The following is a 2,126-nucleotide window of genomic DNA, read 5'->3' as shown; positions in this document are numbered from 1 at the left end:
CGCAATGGAGCCTGTACTGCCTAGTTCACAACATCGAAAAGCTATCGAAGGCGGGGTTCGGGCAATCCGGGGTTCAGTAACCGGACAAGCAGACGACACAATTGAGGTCAGGCAGGCGCGCAGGCGCCATGGAACCGAAAATTCAGCCCATGTCACCGATGAAGTCACCGACTCGATTCAACAGCCATTCATGCGGGCTGCACGGCAGGAGTGCTTGCGGATACAGGGTTTTTGGACAGCCTCGTTAGGTCCCAGCTTATGCATCGTTTCTTTGCTGGCTTTCTATACGGCGTGATGCTTCTAAGTCCGTCGATGGCAGCAGCGGGCGCGTGTGACGGGCCTTTAGTCGAGCGAAACAGTGAAGCTCGCTCAGCTATTGAACTGGTGGAAAGGAAACCCTTCAATGAGCTTCTCTCGCTTGCAGTAGCTGGGAACGCGAGCGCTCAGAACATGCTAGGAGTCATCTACGGCATGGGCCAAGGCGTCCCGCATGACTCAGAGAAATCCGCGCATTGGTACTCACAGGCGGCAAACGCCGGGCTGGCTGTTTCACAGGCGAATTTGGCCTTCATGTATTTCAAAGGAGAAGGCGTTCCCAAGAATGACAGCCTGGCCTTCTATTGGGCAGAAAAGGCAACCGCGCAAGGTCATTTTCAAGGGCGACTCACGCTGGGCCACTTCTACCGCACTGGCATTGGCGTTAAGCAGGACCGGGCGGAGGCAAGGAAATGCTACTTCGCGCTAGCGATAGAAGGCAATTTGCGAGCTCAACAGGCCTTGATGAGCATGGACGAAGAAGAATCGAGTCCACGTAAGTGAGTGCGATGAGACCTAACCTTTTGCTTCAGCGGACGGCTACGCCGCCCGCTGAGCGCAAACGTTAAAGGGCGGCATGGAAACTCGCGTTTACGGTGACCTGAATGCTGAGGGGCTTGAGGTTGTTTGTCGTGCAGAGCGCTACTTCGTACGCTATGACGCTGGAGCGCATCAGATGGCTTGGCGCGAAGACGAGATCACTTTGGATGAGTTCAATCGGCTGCGCGTAAATCGGACAGAAGAGTACGAGGTCATCATCGAGTTACAGCGCCGCATCCGAAGCCAAGGCAACGACCCGAATTGCCAAAACTGGGTGCCGTCGCAACATGCGCTTTAACCATTCATTGCAGCCGACCTGCGCCAGCTTCGCTGGCTGGTCGGCTGAATTCAAACGTTAGGTCTCGCGAATGGCCTCCCTGTTCAAGCGTATCTTCGGGAGAGGCCGACGGTCAGTGCGCGAGGTCGTCGAACACCCGGTGCTAGGGCGGCTGGTCTACTCAGTCGATGGCGACGGCTGGGAAAGCCGAGCCGGCCACGGTGGCATACCGTTTCGATTCTTCATTGCGGGGGATCGTCGGGAAGGGCCGGAGGAGGTGGTTCCGGACGGTGCCCTCATCAGCCATGCGGAATCCATCGCGCTGGATCCGACGGAGTTCGTGGCCGGCATTGAGAGGTTTTTGGCCAGGGAAGCTCAGGCTCAATCACGTCTGAAGGGTCTGGTTGAGGAAGTGTCTCTTCTCAAGGTCGATACGGTTTGCTTGATGTGGCCTGATAGGCCAGACGACGGCATGATCCAGTTCCGCGGCCCGGATGATGATCTGCGCCTATGGCGTTGTGACTACGTCCAACGCGAACCTAAGTGGTTGGGCTTCGATACATGACACGCAACACCAAACCTAACCTGTCGCTGCAGCGGACGGCTTCGCCGTCCGCTGATCTCAAACGTTAAACCGCTCCTGTTATGCCCGCTTTGATCCCCGGCGCAGACCAGCCTCGTGGCTTGCTGACGGTGTTGACGGATTCAACTTCCGAGTATGGCGATCGGCACGACGCCGCTATGGATCTTGGTGTCTTTGACGAACCGGAGGTTGAGGCTGCGTTGCTTGCGATCGCTCTCAACCTCACGGAGGACCCCGACGTGGCAGATGCGGCGGGCGAATCTCTATCCGAGATCTGGCGTCGCAAAGGTTCGGCACCGCCTGCAACCATCGCCAACATGCATCCAGCGGCAAGAAAGTTCTTTCAACTATGAGGCGGTTTAACCCTTTGCTGCAGCGGACGGCTACGCCGCCCGCTGAGCGCGATCGTTA

The 2,126-nt window shown here is 57.2% G+C and carries 4 protein-coding genes; all 4 read left to right on the top strand.

Translation table 11 applies throughout. The annotated features are described in order from the left end of the window. The first annotated feature begins 258 nt into the window (after window positions 1–258). The 4 genes from ACXJLH_RS29245 to ACXJLH_RS29230 all read left to right on the top strand — a co-directional run bounded on the left by ACXJLH_RS29245 (window position 259) and on the right by ACXJLH_RS29230 (window position 2,068). The gene (locus ACXJLH_RS29245) at window positions 259–819 is read left to right on the top strand and encodes a tetratricopeptide repeat protein (RefSeq protein WP_457447982.1); all 561 of its coding nucleotides are present in this window, start codon (window positions 259–261) and stop codon (window positions 817–819) included. Window positions 820–892: 73 nt separating this feature from the next. After that, entirely contained in the window at window positions 893–1,153 is a 261-nt protein-coding gene (locus ACXJLH_RS29240; RefSeq protein WP_457447980.1) for a hypothetical protein, read from the top strand. A gap of 70 nt (window positions 1,154–1,223) precedes the next feature. After that, window positions 1,224–1,697, top strand: coding sequence for a hypothetical protein (locus ACXJLH_RS29235; protein WP_457447978.1), 474 nt, complete (start codon window positions 1,224–1,226; stop codon window positions 1,695–1,697). An 80-nt stretch (window positions 1,698–1,777) separates the two neighbouring features. After that, window positions 1,778–2,068 carry a hypothetical protein gene (locus ACXJLH_RS29230; RefSeq protein ID WP_457324733.1) on the top strand — a complete coding sequence of 97 codons (291 nt, stop codon included), beginning with the start codon at window positions 1,778–1,780 and terminating at the stop codon, window positions 2,066–2,068. Window positions 2,069–2,126 lie beyond the last annotated feature (58 nt).

The sequence above is a fragment of the Roseateles sp. P5_E4 genome (genome assembly GCF_054049255.1).
Note: the sequence above shows the minus strand (reverse complement) of the source record. Positions and strands in the feature narration are given on the sequence as shown.